The sequence below is a fragment of the Caballeronia sp. KNU42 genome (assembly GCF_053760385.1).
The window spans coordinates 1,132,949-1,149,877 of the sequence record NZ_CM132390.1; the positions used below are offsets into that span (position 1 = coordinate 1,132,949).

General features: G+C 60.6%; 13 protein-coding genes. 8 read left to right on the forward strand and 5 right to left on the reverse strand.

Features of this window, described 5'->3' with window-relative positions; genetic code table 11:
* Positions 1-38: 38 nt before the first annotated feature.
* Entirely contained in the window at positions 39-674 is a 636-nt protein-coding gene (locus ACSOSP_RS36240) for a GNAT family N-acetyltransferase (RefSeq protein ID WP_455313838.1), read from the forward strand.
* Positions 675-771: 97 nt separating this feature from the next.
* On the opposite strand, the gene ACSOSP_RS36245 is transcribed toward ACSOSP_RS36240, so the two are convergent.
* A complete protein-coding gene (locus ACSOSP_RS36245) occupies positions 772-1,668 on the reverse strand; it encodes a fructose bisphosphate aldolase (protein ID WP_455313839.1) in 897 nt (298 codons plus the stop codon).
* Positions 1,669-2,415: 747 nt separating this feature from the next.
* On the opposite strand from ACSOSP_RS36245, the gene fliD reads away from it, so the two are divergent.
* The 3 genes from fliD (at position 2,416) to ACSOSP_RS36260 (ending at position 5,819) form a co-directional block, all read left to right on the forward strand.
* Positions 2,416-4,020 (forward strand): flagellar filament capping protein FliD, encoded by a 1,605-nt coding sequence (fliD, locus tag ACSOSP_RS36250; protein ID WP_455313840.1) that lies wholly within the window; start codon positions 2,416-2,418, stop codon positions 4,018-4,020.
* A gap of 43 nt (positions 4,021-4,063) precedes the next feature.
* Positions 4,064-5,119 (forward strand): hypothetical protein, encoded by a 1,056-nt coding sequence (locus tag ACSOSP_RS36255; protein WP_455313841.1) that lies wholly within the window; start codon positions 4,064-4,066, stop codon positions 5,117-5,119.
* Positions 5,120-5,297: 178 nt separating this feature from the next.
* Entirely contained in the window at positions 5,298-5,819 is a 522-nt protein-coding gene (locus tag ACSOSP_RS36260; RefSeq protein ID WP_455313842.1) for a DUF2306 domain-containing protein, read from the forward strand.
* Here the strand turns inward: ACSOSP_RS36260 and ACSOSP_RS36265 are convergent.
* Positions 5,752-6,483 carry a GntR family transcriptional regulator gene (locus tag ACSOSP_RS36265; protein ID WP_455313843.1) on the reverse strand — a complete coding sequence of 244 codons (732 nt, stop codon included), beginning with the start codon at positions 6,481-6,483 and terminating at the stop codon, positions 5,752-5,754. The two genes, ACSOSP_RS36260 and ACSOSP_RS36265, sit on opposite strands and share 68 nt — an antisense overlap.
* Before the next feature lie 291 nt (positions 6,484-6,774).
* On the opposite strand from ACSOSP_RS36265, the gene ACSOSP_RS36270 reads away from it, so the two are divergent.
* On the forward strand, positions 6,775-8,316 hold the full coding sequence (locus ACSOSP_RS36270; protein ID WP_455313844.1) for a methyl-accepting chemotaxis protein: 1,542 nt from the start codon (positions 6,775-6,777) through the stop codon (positions 8,314-8,316).
* Between the two features lie 22 nt (positions 8,317-8,338).
* Here the strand turns inward: ACSOSP_RS36270 and ACSOSP_RS36275 are convergent, their stop codons facing one another.
* Positions 8,339-9,064, reverse strand: coding sequence for a GntR family transcriptional regulator (locus tag ACSOSP_RS36275; protein ID WP_455313845.1), 726 nt, complete (start codon positions 9,062-9,064; stop codon positions 8,339-8,341).
* Positions 9,065-9,341: 277 nt separating this feature from the next.
* Here ACSOSP_RS36275 and ACSOSP_RS36280 point away from each other — a divergent pair, with 277 nt between their 5' ends.
* Genes ACSOSP_RS36280 through ACSOSP_RS36290 form a run of 3 tightly spaced genes read left to right on the forward strand, consistent with a single transcriptional unit; the run spans position 9,342 to position 13,261 of the window.
* A complete protein-coding gene (locus ACSOSP_RS36280) occupies positions 9,342-10,688 on the forward strand; it encodes a cation:dicarboxylate symporter family transporter (protein WP_455313846.1) in 1,347 nt (448 codons plus the stop codon).
* Between the two features lie 33 nt (positions 10,689-10,721).
* Positions 10,722-11,888, forward strand: a complete 1,167-nt coding sequence (locus ACSOSP_RS36285; RefSeq protein ID WP_455313847.1) for an enolase C-terminal domain-like protein — start codon at positions 10,722-10,724, stop codon at positions 11,886-11,888.
* Between the two features lie 14 nt (positions 11,889-11,902).
* On the forward strand, positions 11,903-13,261 hold the full coding sequence (locus tag ACSOSP_RS36290) for a class-II fumarase/aspartase family protein (RefSeq protein WP_455313848.1): 1,359 nt from the start codon (positions 11,903-11,905) through the stop codon (positions 13,259-13,261).
* Positions 13,262-13,789: 528 nt separating this feature from the next.
* Here ACSOSP_RS36290 and ACSOSP_RS36295 read toward each other — a convergent pair.
* Entirely contained in the window at positions 13,790-15,133 is a 1,344-nt protein-coding gene (locus ACSOSP_RS36295) for an ABC transporter ATP-binding protein (protein WP_455313849.1), read from the reverse strand.
* Positions 15,134-15,145: 12 nt separating this feature from the next.
* A complete protein-coding gene (locus ACSOSP_RS36300) occupies positions 15,146-16,897 on the reverse strand; it encodes an ABC transporter permease (RefSeq protein WP_455313850.1) in 1,752 nt (583 codons plus the stop codon).
* Positions 16,898-16,929: the final 32 nt, after the last annotated feature.

Here is a 16,929-nt window from a genome sequence, read left to right on the forward strand (position 1 = left end):
AATCCTACACTTCTGGCAATGATGAGACCGGGGGTGTCATGTCGAAGCAACACACAGCAATCAGGAATCACACGCGTATCAGCTACGTTCATCGTGGCGTGGGCAGCGTCGTACTGAGGCGCTTTGACCCGGCGTGCGATTCGTTCGATGAGTTGACCGACATGCTGCACCGTTCGTTCGCGCGGCTTGGTGCGATGGGGCTCAACTGCACGTGCGTTGACCAGTCCGCGCTGGTTACTCGCGCCCGTGCCATGCGCGGCGACTGTTATGTCGCGGTATGCAACGGACGGCTGGTCGGAACCATGACTCTTTACGCACAGGATACCGGGTCGGTATGTGCGCTTTATCGGCGGGATGATGTTGCGAGCGTTCGCCAGTTCGGCGTCGATCCTGCCTATCAGAGCAGGGGGATCGGGAAGTCGTTGTTGGCCTATGCGGATCACTGGGCCGCCATTCGCGGCTACGCGGAGCTTGCGCTCGATACCCCGCAACCCGCTGCACATCTGATTGATTTCTACCGGGGCCAGGGCTTCCGGATCGACGACTTCGTCAGGTTCGCGGGCAAGCAATATGACAGCGCAATCCTGTGCAAACCGCCCGTCGCTTTCCGCCACCTCGCCACGTGGTCGCGCCGTCTTGAACTGCCGCAAGCGAGCGTTGCTCGCGCGGCATGACAAACAGGCCGCACTCATGCTTCGAGTGCGGCCTGTATCAAACACTGCTTCAAAACCTGCTCTGCCAGCCGCTTGCAACCGGCTTGCAATTTATTGATCAGACCTTTTCAACCGAGGCCCGATAGATCTCATTGACAGCCGTTGCGAGCGTTGCGTCGAACTCGCTGTCGCTCATCGGCTTCTTGAGTTCGTTGATCAACGCACGGGAAAAGCTGGCGATCATGCCGTGATTCTTCGCGAGACGCGCGCACGCGTCGGTCCGCGAGTAGCCGCCCGAAAGCGCCACCACGCGTACGACAGCCGGGTGCTCGATCAACGGACGATATAAATCCGCCACGTCGGGGATGGTCAGCTTGATCATGACCTTGCTGCCATCGGGTAATGCATCGAGACCCTTGAGCAGCTCAGCCAGGAGGATGGTTTCCGCTGCAGCCTTGTCCGGGCTGTTGATCGACACCTCGGGTTCCAGGATCGGCACAAGACCGTGCGCCTGGATTTGCGCGGCAACTTCGTACTGTTGCTTGACGATGGCCGCAATTCCTTCTTGCGACGCATGGTCGATAACCGAGCGCATCTTCGTACCGAACACGCCGAGCTTGACCGCCCGCTCGAGCAGCGCATCCAGCCCCGGGATCGGTTTCATCAGACGCACGCCGTTCGCTTCCGCTTCGAGCCCCTTGTCCACTTTCAGGAAAGGAACCACGCCACGGTCTTCCCACAGGAAGGCCGGCACGGACTTTCCTTCTGCCTGTCCGTCCATGGTGGCTTCGAAGAGAATGGCGCCCACAACCTTCTCACCGGTGAACGCGGGTGCAGTCATGATGCGTACCCGCATTTCGTGCATCAGCTTGAACATCTCGGCGTCGCCGTTATAGTCGCTCTCCGGAATTCCATACGCCTTCAGGGCGCCGGGGGTGGATCCGCCACTCTGGTCGAGGGCCGCGATAAACCCCGGTTTGTTGCTCATCTGCTCCAGCATCTTGTCATTAGCCACGTACGTTTCTCCCTCTCAACTATCAGAAACCGTCAAACACCCTGACCAGGATTGCCTGTCAGAACCAGTGCTTTCAATTCAATAAGTGTACTGGATTGGCGGATGAGGTTCGAAAACAAACAAACCGTGATCGATTGCTGCCGCTCTCAAAGCCGCAAGTTTTTTGCGTTTTTGCGCTTGCATGGCGATTTGCAGAAACGAACCCTCATCGTCCAGCCCGCTCGCCGGGCCGCGCTGCGGGCGGGTCGTGAAACGGTCCTTGACCCGCAAGAACGATGCCTCGATAAAAACTGCTGAGAACCCATGGCTTGGTCCGCCAAGGGTCGGGCGCACCAGAGATCGTACTCAAGCTCCGTGAAAAAATATTGAAATAAAAATCAAAAAAAGCCGGCGGGACGCGAGAGAAGAAGGGCCTTGCCCGAGCCGGCCGGAATATTTCTGCGGGCCTCTTTCACATTACCGATAGATAGCGTCGTCGGGCACTCGCGACCTCGACCGGCCTGCACCCACGCGTGGAAATCTTTTTAAAGATTTGGAAAGAACCTGCGGGAGCCGCGTGTTGCTCGGCGTTTCACGCTTGGCGGAAGTGCGCAACCATGACTGCGCGAATAGACGATGCACAGCCCTGGCAACGTGCGGCTGCCGCATCGCATCACTTAACGGTCCCCTGAGGCTCTCCTGAGGCTTGGCTTCAGCGGGCGATTTTCATCCAGCCTCAACAGCAAACCTGACGTACGGAGCATTTTAATGTCGACGATTTCCAGCGCGTCCAGCGCCTCAAGCGTGCCCGCCCCGGCCCCGGTGACTTCGGCCCCCGCGACCTCGGCCAACGCCATCTCGAGCGCGGCCGACACGACGGCTGCCGCCGCCTCGGCCAGGGCGTCCGCCGCGCAGTCCGTCATCAGCGGCTCGACGGGCAACGCGTCACTGGATGTGTCGTCGCTGGTCACGAGCCTTGTCAACGCGAAGGTGGCGGGCCAGACCGGCTCGCTGATCGCGCAACAGAGGAACGACAACACCAAGCTCTCGGCAATCGGCGCCTTGCAGGCCGGGTTGTCGGCGTTGCAGGCGGGCATTGCGCCGCTCGCGGACGGTACCGCCCTTGGGCAGTTCAAGTTGACGACCGACGGCACGGGGCTGACGGCAAGCGGCACCACCGGCGCGGCAACGGGCAGCTATTCGGTCGCGGTGACGCAGATTGCCAGCGCGCAGACGTTGTCGTCGGCAGCGTTCGGCGCGACAACCGCACTGGGCACCGGCACGATGAACGTCTCGGTCGGAGACAAGTCGATGAGCATCGACGTCACGTCGGCGAACAACACCGTTAGCGGCATTGCAAGCGCGATCAACGGGTCGTCGAGCAATCCCGGCGTCACGGCAACTGTCGTGACGGGCACGGATGGCGCGCACCTGATCTTGCGTTCATCGGCCACGGGTGCATCGAACACGATTGGTGTTTCAGTGGGCACGGTGACCGACGATGCGGGCCTGTCCAGTCTCGGCGTATCGTCCACGGCCGGCGCCAGCAGCGCGGACCCGTCGACCATCGCATCGGTGTCCGCCACGAGCCCGTGGACGCAGACCGAAGCAGCTAAAGACGCCATGTTCACCATCGACGGGACAGCCGGCACGAGTTCAAGCAACACGGTGACGAGCGCGATCCAGGACGTCACGCTGAACCTCACCGCGGCGGCCATTGGCGCGCCTGCCGGCACGCCGCAGACGCTGACCGTGGCGCAGGACACCACGTCGGCATCGACTGCCATCAACAACTTCGTCAACCTCTATAACGCCCTGGTCACGACCTATAGCCAGGTTGCCGGTTTCGACAGTTCGAAAGCCAAGGGCGCGCAAGGCGGCCCGCTGCTTGGCAACGCGATGTTCAACACGATCAAGAGCACGCTCGCGGGTATTGTCAGCGGCGGCGTCAAGAACGGCAGCTCCAATATTTCGCTCGGCGCTATCGGCATTACGCTGAACAAGGACGCGACCCTCACGGCGGACAACGCGAAGATTTCCAGCGAGCTGACAAGCAATCCGGCGGGGGTGGCGACCCTGTTCAATTCGACGACCGGCGTGGCCGCGAAGATGACAAAGAGCCTGAACGGATTCCTGGGCGAACGCGGCCTGATCGCGAATAACCAGGACCCGCTCAACGCGGACCTCAAGGGCATCAGCACGCAGCAAGACACCCTGGCGAGCTACTCGGCCCAGCTCACGCATCAATACCAGTCGCAGTTCACGGCGCTCAACACGGTCATGGCGACGATGAACAAGAATTCGCAGTACCTGACGCAACTGTTCGGCGGCGCCAACAGCGCCGGTGCGCTCGCGAAAGGCAAGGGCGGTTGATTGACCACGCAGTGATGGCGCAGCGATCAGTCGAGATCCAACAATGACACACCCGAACCGAGGCCCGCAAAGCGCGCGCATCATGGCGATGCACGCGCTTCGCGACCTGATGCAAGGACCGGCGCAAGGCCGTGAAAACGTGATGAATACGCGAGCACTTCTGCGGCTTGTTTTTAGAGCATGTCGATACCTCTCGGTGCTGGCCGCCGCGAGCTTCAGCGGCGCGCCGCTCGCTCACGCCGGTTGCGTTCCGGGCGATGGCAAGGCGCGTCCCGTCATCTTGCTGCCTTCAGTCAATATCTCCGCGTTGTCCAGCCTGACTGTAGGTGACGTGTTGGGCTCGGTGCGGGTCGCCGCGTTGCAGGATATTCCGTTCGTCTGCACGGGCGAGGCTAACACCCTCGAGGTTCGGCTGAGCCGCTCCGAAGCACCGGTGCAGGATTTGAAAGACGTGTATCCCACGAGTGTTGCGGGCGTCGGCATGCGCGTGAGCGCGGGCGGCGGCAGCTTTGCCGGGATCGATGACGCTCCTCGTCCAGTACCGTACAAGGTCGTGCTGACGGCCCAGGCCAGGCATCTGACCGGCTTCGCGCTGAAGATCGACTTCATCAAGACAGGACCGGTGCAGGACGGTGTTCTCGCGGCAGGCCCGCTCGCCAGCGTGACGGTGGGCGGCACGGAACTTCTTGACGTCGATATCCCCGCGAACGCGGTGATATTCACCTCGTCGGTATGCGACACGGTACACGTGGGCGGCAGCGTTGCTGCCGGACTGGGTACCGCGGGCGCGTTCACGCAAGAGAGCATCGTCGTGCAGGCGGGATGTAATCCAGGGGCGGTTGCGGTCGTGCAATTGGGGCAGCCGTACCTGTACGGTGGCACGCCGAATGTCCATCGCCCGGTCTTCGCACGCGCGAGCGCCGGGAATGCCGGGAATGCCGATAGCGACTGGCTGGAGCACGCATGGCCAAACGCGGCGGGCAATATCAACATCAATGGCAGCGGCGTATACACCGGCAGCACGAATGCTTTTGGCGCGGGCAATGTTGGAGAAAGCGCGTTGGGACGCAGCGCTCGCAGCGCCGCTTTTCATCCTTAAGCAAATCAAGCGGGGGCCGTGAAAATTGCGCTAACAAAAAAACAGCCCACACGCCTCGCGCTCATTTACCGGCCATTCGCGACAGGATTCGCAGGCTTCGTCGCAAGCGGCTCGAAAAGAACGAAGCTGCCGCACAGACTCCTTGCATTGCGTTCACGCGTCTTGCAGGGAGTCCCGCATGCGCACCGTCATAGCCGTCCATATTGCCGCGGCCGTCCTGTCTCTCGTGCTCGGAGCATCAATACTGCTGTTGAGAAAGGGCGCTGCGCGCCACAGGTTGACGGGCCGCGTATGGGTGGCGGCCATGTTCGTCACCGTGCTGAGTTCGTTCGGCATCCGGGAGTTGAACCACGGTCAGCTTTCATGGGTTCACAGCCTCGCGGTGCTGACCGCGCTTAGCCTCGTGCGTGCAATCTGGGCTATTCGGCAAGGTAACGTCAGAGGACATGTAGCCGCCATGCGCGGATCGTTCATCGGGCTTGTGGTCGCGGGTGTGGCTGCGGTCGTGACGCCGCATCGTGCGCTGAACGTCATGCTCGGAGGGTGGTCCGCGCGCATCTCTTTAGCAGCAGCGGCCCGCGTTTCGGCCATCCCTTTGGCAAACGCAGATGCATCTCGCCGGGTCAGTCTCTTTACGGACGGTCGCGGCGAAGCCGCATTGAAACCTGCATCCTGTCGGCCGGGTGAACCGTCACCGTGATTTCGAACGCTTCGTTCGCGTTGTCGAGGTATCGACGAATAATTTTCAATGCCGGCATGCCTTCTTCCGCGGTCAGGCTCTCCGCCAGCTCGGCGGAGAGCGAGATCGCGCGAACGGTCTGCTCGACTTCCGCCACCCGTTTGCCGAACTTCGATTCAATGAGCGAGCTGACCAGCTTCGTCGGCGACTCCTTCAACAGCGCCGGAATATCCGCGAAGGCGGGGTCCACATACGCGTCTGTCCATCCGATCGGCAATGTGTCGCCTTTGCGGTCCAGACGCAGTATCTGCATGCGCAGCCACTTGCTTCCCGGCGTGCATCCGAGTTCGCGCGCGAGCGCCCGGTCTGCGACGATTTCGTCGACCGCCTTGATCACGCGCTCCTGATCTTCAGCAAGTTGAACGAGGCCGTCGAGCGAGGCGACGGACTGGCTGTAAGCACCCGACGGGGAACTCGATTCCACTCGGGTGCCTACACGCTTTCGCCGCGATACCAGCCCCATGCCCTGCAATTCCTGCAGCGCGAGCCGCACGGTGGGACGACTTGTTCCGTAGTGCTCACAGAGTTCCATCTCGGTCGGCAACAACGCGCCAACTGGATATCGTCCTGAGCCGATAGCCTCGGCAAGATCCTGTGCGACCCGGGAATAAAGGGGACTTGCCATGTGCGTGATCGAAACCAGGCGTTCGAAAGAAGCAGAAATAGTAGCAGAGCCATTATTCGGGACGGACCAGGCGCCAGGCCTGCCTACATTGACGCTGCGGCGATTCGTCGTGCCAAAAAGAATCACCGGGTTTCATCGAATAAGGGTTTATACCTATGCGTTATGAGCGACTTCGACCGATATCAATATGTAATCACATATTGATATCGGCGTCGTGAGTTGGTGTCGTCAAGCGGTCGGTCGCATCGCCCGTCCCTCTTGCGCACTCCAATCCTGAATAGGTCACCCTTCATGTTCTCGAATTTTTCGATCAAGGCGCGCATCGCCCTCGCGTTCGGCTTGCTCGTTGCGCTTCTGCTGGTTGTGGCGGCCTTCGGCCAGTACGGAACAAAAGCGGGCAAGGACGCGCTGCACGACACGTATGCCGTCCAGCTGTCGTCGGCGATTGCCATCGGCGACATGAAATACAACCTGGCGATTGCGCGGGTTTCAATGGACCGCGCGCTGCTTCATCCGCAAGCGCCGGATGTGCAGGCGTTAGTGACGAAGGCGCGCAGTTACATCGACCCGGCGCGCACGGCTTACGCGCGTTATCTCGCGTTACCCAAGAGCGCCGGCGAGCAGCGTCTGGCGGAGAACGTATCCGCGACCTTCGATAGTCTCGTCGCGGGCGCCATAGAGCCGACGTTGCAGGCGCTGCAAACCGGGGACGCAGCCACCGCAGACCGACTCACGATGACGGTGATGCCCGTGCTGTCGCTTGCGCTGACCAAGAGCACGAACGAACTCAACGACTACCTGATGCAACACGGGGCGAGCAACTACGAGCAGTTCCAGTCGACGCTGCGTGCCGTCAGCCTCGCTTCCGGCATCCTGCTCCTCCTCGCGGTTGCGGTTGCATTGGCGAGTGCCGTCGGCCTGCACCGGGCGATTTCGCGCCCGCTTGCCAAAGCGCTCGATGCATGCTCGGCCATGGCGCGGGGCGACCTGTCACAGCGTATTGAAGCGCATGGCCGCGACGAGATGAGCACGTTGATGCGCGGGCTCGCCACGATGCAAAGCGGTCTTGGTGAAACCGTGTCGACGGTCCGCTCAAGCAGCGAGTCCATGGCGACAGCGACGCATCAGATTGCATCGGGCAATGCAGACCTGTCGCGCAGAACGGAATCGCAAGCCGCCGCGTTGGAGGAAACGGCAGCCAGCATGGAAGAGCTGACGGCGACTGTCAGGCAGAACAACGAAAGCGCCAACACCGCGAGCCACCTGGCAAGCGAGGCTGCGAAGGTCGCGGAAACCGGCGGCGCGATGATGGGCCGCGTTGTCGATACCATGTCGGGGATCAGCGATCAGTCGGCGAAAATTGCGACCATCATTGGCACCATCGAAGGCATTGCTTTCCAGACCAACATCCTTGCGCTGAACGCTGCTGTTGAAGCTGCGCGTGCGGGCGAACAGGGCCGGGGTTTCGCGGTAGTCGCAACTGAGGTTCGTACGCTTGCACAGCGCTCGGCGAGCGCGGCGAAAGAGATCAAGGCGCTTATCGACAGCGCTGCAGTGAGCGTGGCCGAAGGTACTGGCCTGGTAGGCTCCGCGGGCACGACCATGAACGAAATCGTTCGCTCGATTCAGCGGGTGAACGACATCATGAGTGAGGTGGCGGCCGCATCGAAGGAACAAAGCGACGGCATTGCACAGGTCAATCGCGCGGTGTCGCAAATGGACGAAGTCACGCAGCAAAACGCCGCACTGGTCGAAGAGACCACGGCAGCGGCCATGTCGCTGGCTGAGCAGGCGCAGATTCTTCGCGAAGCGGCGGTCCGCTTTCGCGTCTGATTTTCAGTGAGCATCGCGGCACTCAATCGTGCCGTCGAAGCTGCAATGAGTAAGTGAAACGGTCGGCGGGAAAAACGCTGACCGTCGCTTCGAAGACAATGCCGTTTTCATCGACGTAGTGCCGCGTAATCTCGAGTGCGTGTCCGTCCGGTTCGGTCATAAGCTGCTTCGCGATGCGAGCAGGTACACCTATCGCGCGGATTTCCTGGCGCACTTCTTTCACCACGCGGCCGAATCGCTGCTCGACCATCTCGCAGATCAGGCCCGTGCTCTTGCGCAGTTCGCGCTTGATACCCGCACCTAACGTGGGTTCGAGGTACACGTCAGTCCAGCAGATCGGCGTGTCGGGCTTGGCGGGGTCCACCCGCAGCATTTCCGTCCTGAGCCAGCGCGAGCCGGTCGCCACGCCCAGCTGCGCGGCGAGCGACGGGTTTGCCGACACTTCGGTGACCGACTGCACATGTCGCTCGGTGACGACCGCGAACTGAATCAGGTCTTCGACGCTGGAGAGCGACTGGTCGAACGCCACGCGAGGTTTGGTCGCTTCGACGCGTATGCCGGCCCGCTTGCGCCGCGATATCAGGCCAAGTTCCTGCACCCGCTCCAACGCTGAACGCACCGTCGCACGGCTGACGCCGTACTGGGCCGACAGGTCCAGCTCGGTAGGCAACGCGGAGCCGAGTTCGAACGTGCCGTCGCCGATCGCCTGGATGAGCTGCTCTGCCAATTCGGCGTACCGGGGTTTCATCTGGTTCAATCCTTTTTTGGTTTCCAAGCCGCTTTTTTGACGCCGCTTTTCAAAGCCGCATCAGTGCTGCGGCGCGCTAATGCTAGCTTGCAGCACGCGCATTGCCAAGCGCACGGGCCGCTTAAGTCGCGCGGTCATCCGCCAAGGGTTTTATCAAGGTAAACCCGAGATTGACCCATTATGCCAATCACCAATATAGTCCGTACATATAAAACAAGTACGGACATATTAAGCGAGCTGATCCATGTCTGGGCAGCCGCTGAACCAGGAGAAGAGCATGGTTGTTCATACCGAGACCGCACCTCGCCACGGCCCTGACACGGAGCCCGCGACTGCGCGCAAAAAGACGCCGTTCTACGCCCGGCTCGGTGTGCAGATCGTGGTCGGGATCGTGCTTGGCATTACGCTTGGCTTTGTCGCCCCGAAGCTCGCGGTGGACATGAAGGTACTCGGCGACATCTTCCTGCGGCTCATCAAGATGATCGTCGCGCCGCTCGTTTTCCTGAATGTGGTGCTGGGTATTGTTGCCGCGGGCGATCTCAAGAACGTCGGCCGTATCGGGTTGCGTGCGCTGATCTACTTCGAGGTTGTATCGACCATCGCGCTTGCGCTGAGCATGGTGATCGCCAACCTGTCCGGCGTGGGGATGGGCATGCATCTCACGCAGAGTCCCGAAGCGGCGGCTGCCGCTCACGCGCAATACGGCAAGGCGGGAGAGATCTCCGTTGAACACTTTCTGCTGACGTTGTTTCCGGACAACTTCGTGGGGGCGTTTGCGAACGGCTCCCTGTTGCAGGTCCTCGTGATTTCGATAGGCTTTGGCGCAGCGGTCCTGATGTTGAACCAGGACCAGCGCGGCAGCGTCGAGCATGCGTTGTCGCGGATGTCCGACTGCTTCTTCAAGTTCGTCGACGTCATCATGAAATTTGCGCCGCTGGGTGCATTCGGTTCGATCGCCTTTGCGATTGGAAGCAGTGGCATGAATGCCGTGATTTCGCTCGGCTACCTGCTTATCGTGATGTATCTGTCGCTCGCGTTCTTCGTGGTTGTCGTGCTCGGCATCGTGCTGCGCCTATACGGCTTCAATGTGTTCCGGTTCCTGCGCTACTTCAAGGACGAAATCTTCCTGCTGTTCGCCACCGCTTCGTCTGAAAGCGCATTGCCCCGGCTGTTCGAAAAGCTCGAACGGCTTGGATGTTCGCGTCAGGCCACGGGCCTGGTTCTTCCCACCGGCTATGCGTTCAATCTCGACGGCACCGCGGTTTACATGTCGCTCTGCGTGATGTTTATCGCCAATGCATACGGCGTGCCGCTCGACTTGCATCAGCAGCTTGGCCTGCTTGTCATCATGCTGATTACGTCGAAGGGCGCAGCTACTGTGTCGGGCGGTACGTTCATCGTGTTCGCGGCCACCGTCACGGCATCGGGCATGTTGCCCATTGAAGGCTTGCCGATTCTTTTCGGCATCAATCGATTCACATCGCAGGCGGTCTCGATCTGCAATGCAATGGGTAACAGCGTGGCCACGCTCGTGATCGCCAGGTCGACCGGCGAGTTCGATGAGAGTGCCGCACGCAGCGAGTATCAGCGCGTATTCGGCACTGCTCCGGGCAAGGTCATCTGATTTAAAGGTTTTCAAAGCGTTAGAGGATTAGTCATGCGTATCACTGCGGTCAGGGAAATATCCGTCCCGCTGGAAGGAAACGTTGCGAACGCCCTCGTGAGTTTTGCCGAGCATGATGTATCGCTCGTCGCGCTCGAGACCGACGTGATGCGTAACGGCAAACCGGTCACGGGTTATGCGTTCGACTCCATCGGCCGATACGCTCAAGGCGGCATCCTGCGTGACCGGATGATTCCACGCCTCATGGCAGCGGAGCCTGGCAGTTTGCTTGATTCGTCGGGGCGAAGCTTCGACGCTGAGAAAGTGTTGCGGACCATCATGCGCAATGAGAAGCCTGGCGGTCACGGGGACCGTGCTGCAGCGGCTGGTGCAATCGAGCTGGCCGTCTGGGACTTGAACGCCAAGCTGCTGGATGAACCGGCGCACGTCACCATCGCGCGGCATTTCGGCAGACAGGGGAAGACCGGAGGCGTGAACGTCTACGCGGCAGGCGGTTATTACTATCCCGAAGAAAGCACGCAGCGTCTGGTCGACGAATTCAATGCTTATCGCGAGCTGGGCTTTGATGCGTTCAAGATGAAGATTGGCGGCGCGAGCCTTGAAAAGGATATCGCCCGAATTGAAGCGGCGTTGACCGTAGCGGGGGAAGGGCAACGTCTCGCAGTCGATGCAAACGGGCGCTTCGATCTGAAAACCGCGCTTGCGTATGCGGAGGCGATCACGCCGTATGACCTGCGCTGGTACGAAGAGATTGGTGACCCGCTCGACTTCGATTTGAATCGTCAGGTCGCGCAGGCTTACGCGGGCCGGATCGCCACCGGCGAGAACCTGTTCTCCGTGCCGGACGTAAAAAACCTCGCGCTTTTTGGCGGCATGCGGCCGGGCAAGGACATCTTCCAGATGGATGCCGGACTGGCCTACGGGTTGACTGAATATGGGCGGATGATCGAGCTGATCGAGAGCCGCGGTTTCAACCGTACGCAGGCTTACCCGCACGGTGGCCACCTCATCAACCTGCATATTGCCGTTGGCCTGGAGCTTGGTGGATGCGAAGCGTATCCGGGCGTGTTCCAGCCTTTCGGCGGATATCCGGCCGGGTGCGGTGTGGGCGGCGGACTTGTGCGTCCAACCGATGCGGCGGGTTTTGGACTTGAAGAAAAAGACGCGCTGCGCCCCTGGCTTGCGCGCCTTGCAAACTGATTGAGGAATGAGCAATGGCGACTACTGTTTTCGACTCGGTACTTTTCCGCGACATGTTTGGCACGCCCGAGATGAGGGAGGTGTTTTCGGATGAGGCGTATCTCCGGCGCTGCATCGACACGGAGACTGCGCTTGCGAGGGCGCAGGCGAAGTCCGGGCTGATTCCGGAGCAGGCCGCGCGTGAGATTACCGCACGAGCGGACTTCACGAAGCTCGACCTGGACGTGCTGCGCCATGAGACTGAGATCGTCGGTTACCCGATCCTGCCGCTGGTCAAGCAGGTAAGCGAGATGTGCGGCGACGCCGGCCGATATTTGCATTGGGGCGCGACGACGCAGGACATCATGGACACTGCCACGATGCTTCAGTGCGCGCGCGGCATGGCGATCATCGAGAGGCAGCTGGACGAAGTGCGCGAGGCGTTGCGCGAGCTGGCCCTCAAGCATGCCGATACGGTGACGGCCGGGCGCACGCACTTGCAGCATGCGCTGCCGGTAACGTTTGGATTTCGCGCGGCTGTGTGGTTATCGGCACTGAACCGCCATGCGGAGCGTCTTCAGCAGGCGAAGGCGCGAGCGCTGATGGTCGAGTTCGGCGGTGCGGCCGGAACGCTTGCTTCCTTGGGTGATCCGGAAAGAGCGTTGGAAACGCGCAGGCTGCTTGCTGAAGAACTGGGGTTGCGCAACCCTGAGATCACATGGCATGTCGCTCGCGATGGCTTGAATGAGCTTGTATCTCTTCTGGCGAGCATTGGCGGGTCGCTCGGAAAGATTGGACTCGATGTGATGATGATGGCGGCTTCCGAGTTTGGCGAAGTAGCGGAACCGTTTGTCCCGGGGCGTGGTGCGAGTTCCACGATGCCGCAGAAGCGCAATCCGATTTCGAGTGAACTGATGTTTGCGGCGGCGAAGATGCTTCGTGAGCGTGCGGCGCTGATGCTGGATGCGATGATGCACGACTTTGAGCGTGCGACTGGTCCGTGGCATCTTGAATGGAGCGCGGTACCGGAGAGTTTCCTGCTTGCGGCGAGCGCGCTGTTCCAGGCGAACTTCATGTTGCGCGGGCTGCAGGTCGACAGTGAGAAGATGCGAAAGAACCTTGATTTAACGGGTGGATTGATTGTGGCGGAAGCGGTGATGATGGGACTTGCCCCTGCAATCGGGCGTCAGCAAGCGCATGATGTGGTCTATGACGCGTGCCGCATTGCGATTGAAAGTGGGCGGACGTTGCATGACGTGCTGATTGAAAACCCGCAGATCCGGGAAAGCTTTGGAGAGGCCCAATTGCGAGCGCTGACCGACCCGGCGAATTACCTTGGCGCTGCTGCGCACATGGCGCGTTCGGTTGCGAACGGGATGGCGGGGCAAGCATAGGTAGCAGCCCCTAGGCTCGGGGGTTACGGCCTCACACAACTTGGCAACCTTGTTTCTTGGTGGGTTGCCGACGTGGTTCGGTATGCGTACAAATTCGGAGGGTGGTTTACGCGGATAGCGCGGGATGAACCTTGGGCAGGTTCAGTCACTGGTGGCGAAGCGTGTGGGTATCGGTGTTCGGAGAAGGAGGGTTTCACACATCTGTGGCTCTGGCGAGCACCGTGCTTTTGGGGTGCCAAAAACACCAAAACTGCACGCTAGGTCAACTTACGAGCCCGCGTTTTGAAAGCGCTTTCTTTGCTTCGTTTCTTTGTCGCTTTGGACAAAGAAATGACGCGCCGCCACGCGCAGTGGCTAAAAGTGCTAAAGAAATGAGCCAAGGCAAGCAGACCGCTAAGGCCGAAAGCAGCAACCCGGCAATGACTCCGACCGCTACCCCCGGCACCTACCACGCACCACTCACTCCAAACCCCCGCCACCCTAAACCCCGTCCACCGGCGCGAGCGACCCCCTCATCGCCTGCATCAATCAGGACTCCACGTCTTCCAGGCTGAACAGTTCGGTTTGATCGTTATAAGAAAACACCTCCCCATACCGCCCCCAATTGATGACTGAATCGAGCGTGTCCTCGGCGGCGCCATCGGTGAGAAAATCCTCCAACTCCTGCTCAAAGCGCACCCGCGGCGCCCGATGCCCCGGCCGCTCATTCAACACCTTCTTGATGCGCGCAGCCAAAGGCACATGCTTCAACAAATGCTCGGCGAACATCATCTTCCGTTCATGAGTACCCAAATCGGCAAACACATGAGCTGAAGGGGTCAAATAAATATCCCCCTCACGCAATTCAGCGAACCCCAAATGCTGCAACATTTCCGCTATCGGAAACAGATCGTCCACTTCCAGATGCAGCGAACGCGCAATCACCGGCATATCGGCGCGCCCGTTATAAGGAGCCACCGCGAGCGTTTCAATCAACCCGGCGAGCAAGTTAGTCGACACATGCGGCAACCGGCTGCCGAACTCAAGCGTCTGCCTGGTCGCCTCACCGGATTGCCGCGCGGTCATCTTGGCGTAGATCTCATCGACTAGCGATCTGAACGCCGGATCCAGCCGATTGCGAGGATGCTTGAACGGCACCTGTATCTCGGCGATCACCCGTCCGGGATTCGACGACAACACCATGATCCGATCGCACATGAACACCGCTTCTTCAATGTTGTGCGTCACGATCAGTACCGACTTGATCGGCATCTTGCCTTGCGTCCAGAGGTCGAGCAGGTCGGTACGCAAGTTCTCGGCGGTCAGCACGTCGAGTGCGGAGAACGGCTCGTCCATCAGCAAGAGCGTCGGGTCGACGACCAGCGCGCGCGCAAAACCCACCCGCTGGCGCATGCCGCCCGATAACTCGCGCGGATACGCGTTCTCGAAACCGTCCAGCCCGATCAGGTCGATTGCTGCGAGCGCCCGCTCGCGTCGAGGCGCAGCGCCCACTCCCTGCGCTTCCAGCCCCGCTTCCACGTTCTGAAGCACGGTCAGCCACGGAAACAGCGCGAAGGTCTGGAACACCATCGCGACGCCGTCAGCGGGACCTTCGAGCGGCTTGCCTTTATAGGTGACGTCGCCGGTGGTCGGCTCGATCAAGCCCGCGATGATACGCAGCAAAGTTGACTTGCCCGAACCTGAGCGTCCGAGCAATCCGACGATCTCGCCCTCGCGCAACGAGAGGTTGACGTCGTCGAGCACGAGCAGGTCGCCCTGGCTTTTCTTGAAGCCCCGGCAGACACCCTTAATGTTCAGGATCTCCTGGGTAGCACGTGGAGCAGGGCTCGTCGGCGTCACGGGGGACGCCACGTTGAAGTCTGAATTTGGCATGGAGATGGATCCTCAATCGACTCGAAGCCTGGCTTCGGCAAAGGTGAACATGGGGCGCCACAGCAGGCGGTTGAAAAGCGTGACGAACAACGACATGACGGCGATGCCCAGGATGATCTTCGGATAGTCGCCCGCAGCGGTGGTCTGCGCGATGTAAGCGCCGAGGCCATGCGCGGCCACCTTGGTGTCGCCCCACTGCACGAACTCAGCGACGATACTTGCGTTCCACGCGCCGCCCGAAGCGGTGATCGCACCTGTCACGTAGTAGGGGAAAATGCCCGGCAGCATGGCCTGGCGCCACCATTGCCAGCCGCGAATGCGGAAGTTGGTGGCCACCTCGCGGTAGTCATTCGGGTAAGCCGTGGCGCCGGCAATCACGTTGAACAGGATGTACCACTGCGTGCCGAGCACGATGAGCGGCGACAACCAGATATCCGGGTTCAGGTGAAAGCGGACGATCACGATGACGAAGATGGGGAACAAAAGGTTCGCCGGAAAGGCCGCCAGGAATTGCGCGAGCGGCTGCACTTTCTCGGCAAGCGCGGGCCGCAATCCGATTATCACGCCGAGCGGGACCCAGATCACCGACGAGATCGCGATCAGGATCGCCACCCGCAACAGCGTGATCAGACCCAGAACAAACACGTGGCCGACTTCAGCGAGATCCACGCCGGTGCGCACGTAAGCGACCACGCGCCACACCACATACAGCGTGACCGCAATGACCACGATGCTCCAGATGATGTCGCCGACACGCGACGGCGTCTTGCGCTTCGTCATGCGCAAATTCGCGCCATCGAACGAGGGCAGCCGTAGCGGGACGCGTGCCGCGGTGGCGAAGACCCAGCCGGCCGGCACGAGCAAGCGGTGAATCAGATGCGTGCGTCGAACCAGCCCGAGCACCCACGACTCCGGGGCCACGCCGGAACTGCTTGTTTCCATGCGGAACTTGTCGGCCCACGCAACGAGCGGACGAAACAGCAACTGGTCGTAGCCAAGGATCACGACGGTCATCGTCAGAATGACCCAGCCCACCGCGCCCATGTTCTTTTCGGTGATCGCCTGCGCGAGGTATGCGCCTATGCCCGGCAGCGTGATCGTGTTGTTGCCGACCGTGATCGCCTCGGAGGCGACCACGAAGAACCAGCCGCCCGACATCGACATCATCATGTTCCAGATGAGACCCGGCATCGAGAAGGGCACCTCCAGCTTCCAGAATCGCTGCCATGCGGTCAGGTGGAAGCTGCGAGCGACTTCGTCCAGGTCTCGCGGCGTCGTGCGAAGCGACTGGTAGAAACTGAACGTCATGTTCCACGCCTGGCTCGTGAAGATCGCGAAGATCGCCGCGCATTCGGCGCCCGCCACGCGCGTCGGAAACAGCGCGATGAAGAACGTGACCGTGAACGAGATATAGCCCAGCACCGGAACCGATTGCAAGATGTCCAGGATCGGTACCAGGACCTTTTCCGCACGACGGCTCTTGGCTGCAAGGGTGCCGTAGATGAGCGTGAAGACCAGCGAAGCGATCATGGCGGCGAGCATCCGCAAGGTCGTGCGCAGCGCGTATTCAGGCAGGTTCGACGGTGCGAGCGAGATCGCCTGGGCCTTAAGGGTGGCGATCGGCGCCATGGTCTGATGGAAGCCGATGGCCGCCATCGCAATCAGGCAGATGATCAGGGGGAACGCGACGAAGTCCCATCGATTAGGCAAGAGCCGCCAGGCAGACGCGTTAGCCGTGCGGTTCAGGTTGAATCCGAAGTCCATATATTCTCCGAACAGCTATGCTTGAAAACATG

Coding starts and splice junctions, on each gene's coding strand:
- ACSOSP_RS36240 (WP_455313838.1), top strand. CDS start 39: ATGTCGAAGCAACACACAGCAATCAGGAATCACACGCGTATCAGCTAC.
- fliD (WP_455313840.1), top strand. CDS start 2,416: ATGTCGACGATTTCCAGCGCGTCCAGCGCCTCAAGCGTGCCCGCCCCG.
- ACSOSP_RS36255 (WP_455313841.1), top strand. CDS start 4,064: ATGACACACCCGAACCGAGGCCCGCAAAGCGCGCGCATCATGGCGATG.
- ACSOSP_RS36260 (WP_455313842.1), top strand. CDS start 5,298: ATGCGCACCGTCATAGCCGTCCATATTGCCGCGGCCGTCCTGTCTCTC.
- ACSOSP_RS36265 (WP_455313843.1), bottom strand. CDS start 6,483: ATGGCAAGTCCCCTTTATTCCCGGGTCGCACAGGATCTTGCCGAGGCT.
- ACSOSP_RS36270 (WP_455313844.1), top strand. CDS start 6,775: ATGTTCTCGAATTTTTCGATCAAGGCGCGCATCGCCCTCGCGTTCGGC.
- ACSOSP_RS36275 (WP_455313845.1), bottom strand. CDS start 9,064: ATGAAACCCCGGTACGCCGAATTGGCAGAGCAGCTCATCCAGGCGATC.
- ACSOSP_RS36280 (WP_455313846.1), top strand. CDS start 9,342: ATGGTTGTTCATACCGAGACCGCACCTCGCCACGGCCCTGACACGGAG.
- ACSOSP_RS36285 (WP_455313847.1), top strand. CDS start 10,722: ATGCGTATCACTGCGGTCAGGGAAATATCCGTCCCGCTGGAAGGAAAC.
- ACSOSP_RS36290 (WP_455313848.1), top strand. CDS start 11,903: ATGGCGACTACTGTTTTCGACTCGGTACTTTTCCGCGACATGTTTGGC.
- ACSOSP_RS36295 (WP_455313849.1), bottom strand. CDS start 15,133: ATGCCAAATTCAGACTTCAACGTGGCGTCCCCCGTGACGCCGACGAGC.
- ACSOSP_RS36300 (WP_455313850.1), bottom strand. CDS start 16,897: ATGGACTTCGGATTCAACCTGAACCGCACGGCTAACGCGTCTGCCTGG.